The organism is Streptococcus sp. GMD6S (assembly GCF_000297015.1).
This window is the reverse complement of sequence record NZ_AJRH01000303.1, coordinates 1-2,711: the sequence shown is the minus strand read 5'-3', so window position 1 is coordinate 2,711 and position 2,711 is coordinate 1. Positions and strand designations below refer to the sequence as shown.

The following is a 2,711-nucleotide window of genomic DNA, read 5'->3' as shown; positions in this document are numbered from 1 at the left end:
TCTGGCCGTTTTTGTACTCTCAAGATTTAAGTAACTGTACAACTACAACAAGACAAAGGACGTAGGGACATTGGTTTTTGTACTCTCAAGATTTAAGTAACTGTACAACTAACACGAGAGTTAAATAATTGCTTTGGTTGTTTTTGTACTCTCAAGATTTAAGTAACTGTACAACTGGTGACACTACAATCAGCAGATGGGTCACGTTTTTGTACTCTCAAGATTTAAGTAACTGTACAACGTCCTTGTGAAACAGCTCCATCAGCAGCTTGTTTTTGTACTCTCAAGATTTAAGTAACTGTACAACATAAAACCGTTACAATTCCATCTGCAATAAGTTTTTGTACTCTCAAGATTTAAGTAACTGTACAACATCGATGAAAGACTGGCTCAGCTTGCGTCTGTTTTTGTACTCTCAAGATTTAAGTAACTGTACAACATGACCGTTTTAATTGGGCGATGGACATTGGTTTTTGTACTCTCAAGATTTAAGTAACTGTACAACTTGGTCCTCAATTGGCTGAACTGGAAATGCGTTTTTGTACTCTCAAGATTTAAGTAACTGTACAACTAAATCCTGCGAAGCCTATAATCGACCTGCGTTTTTGTACTCTCAAGATTTAAGTAACTGTACAACAGCCATGTTATTCATGCCATCCAAAGCCGAGTTTTTGTACTCTCAAGATTTAAGTAACTGTACAACTTATCCATGATACTGAAGCGTTCCATCACGGTTTTTGTACTCTCAAGATTTAAGTAACTGTACAACGCCACCACATCTATAAAAGATTTCGTTCCTGTTTTTGTACTCTCAAGATTTAAGTAACTGTACAACGTAATTTTGTAAGTTTCTTATCCGGTCTTTGTTTTTGTACTCTCAAGATTTAAGTAACTGTACAACATCTTCGATTGTTCTCATTGCTCCATAAACGTTTTTGTACTCTCAAGATTTAAGTAACTGTACAACTTCAGAGCGACCGGACGGGTTGTATGGTCAGTTTTTGTACTCTCAAGATTTAAGTAACTGTACAACAAATTAAGTTAGAGATAGGCAATGTACCTAGTTTTTGTACTCTCAAGATTTAAGTAACTGTACAACCGGTCATACGTGAAGCATTGCCAAGATTGAGTTTTTGTACTCTCAAGATTTAAGTAACTGTACAACCTTTCAAAATTCCTAGGTTCTTCTCATACGGTTTTTGTACTCTCAAGATTTAAGTAACTGTACAACCAGGCGCCTATTACACTCATAACCATCAAGGTTTTTGTACTCTCAAGATTTAAGTAACTGTACAACTCCTTTCTTCTAAATTTGCTTTTTACATTTGTTTTTGTACTCTCAAGATTTAAGTAACTGTACAACAGAAAATTGGAAATTTAGATAAATTTTATGGTTTTTGTACTCTCAAGATTTAAGTAACTGTACAACTAGACCTCAACCAATCGCTGATTGAGACGCGTTTTTGTACTCTCAAGATTTAAGTAACTGTACAACCCTGTACCATGGTTATCCGTCGGATGATGTGTTTTTGTACTCTCAAGATTTAAGTAACTGTACAACAGTTGCTGATGTGTTTTTCATATCCAGCCAGTTTTTGTACTCTCAAGATTTAAGTAACTGTACAACTAAATCTAAAAATTAGAAAAACCACCAAGCGTTTTTGTACTCTCAAGATTTAAGTAACTGTACAACTAAAATATCGAGAAACCTGGTATTTCATGGGTTTTTGTACTCTCAAGATTTAAGTAACTGTACAACAAGATAGCCACAATAGCATCCCAAATGCTTGTTTTTGTACTCTCAAGATTTAAGTAACTGTACAACAGGTGATACAACAGGAATCTGAGGCGCTGGGTTTTTGTACTCTCAAGATTTAAGTAACTGTACAACTCAAAAGAGAGTCGCTCTTGGTACCAAGTAGTTTTTGTACTCTCAAGATTTAAGTAACTGTACAACTTATGTGGCAAGCGCTAACTACTACAGATAGTTTTTGTACTCTCAAGATTTAAGTAACTGTACAACCCGTGAAATTAGTAGTGTTCAAAGGTGCTAGTTTTTGTACTCTCAAGATTTAAGTAACTGTACAACATGCTTGTATTCGCTTTATGGAAATCCTCAGTTTTTGTACTCTCAAGATTTAAGTAACTGTACAACACCTCATGCTTGAAGATGGCCGATTGGCTGAAAAAGAAAGTTTCAACATCGGGCCTGACGGATTGATCACTACAAAATAATTTTTTAAAAATAGAAAGGAAATTTTCTAAAATATTGTTCGAATTGTAACCGCAGGCTCAGGCTTGCGGGCTTTCTTGTTTGCAATAATAAAAGCAGTGACGGAAATCACTGCTTATCAGCTGTAGCAAATTCATAAAGTTTTTCTGCTGTGAGAAGTGCCATTTTGTCCATGCTTGTTTTTCCTTTTCTGAGGTCAGAAACGGTAGTCCATGGCACACCGGCACCTTGTGAAATAGCAGATGTAGAAATAGAACTATTAAGTAATTCTTGAATAACTTTTCTCATATTTTTCTTTACCTCAATTTTTATCTTAATCATATTATATAACGGAGAACCGAGATGTCAAGCGTTTTGATAAATTATTTCTAAATATTTTCGCCCCAAACTTGCCCCCAAAAACTTATTTTTTTATATTTTTTAATAGTTTTTCTCTTTTTAAAAACCATGAATAACAACAAACCAGAAAGACTGATAT

The 2,711-nt window shown here is 34.8% G+C and carries 1 protein-coding gene and 1 CRISPR repeat array; the gene reads right to left on the bottom strand.

The annotated features are described in order from the left end of the window. Positions 1–7 precede the first annotated feature (7 nt). A CRISPR array of direct repeats spans positions 8–2,155; the repeat unit is 36 nt; unit sequence GTTTTTGTACTCTCAAGATTTAAGTAACTGTACAAC. 186 nt (positions 2,156–2,341) lie between these two features. Next, complete coding sequence (locus tag GMD6S_RS11070; RefSeq protein ID WP_001233347.1) at positions 2,342–2,521, bottom strand: hypothetical protein; 180 nt, start codon at positions 2,519–2,521, stop codon at positions 2,342–2,344. Positions 2,522–2,711: the final 190 nt, after the last annotated feature.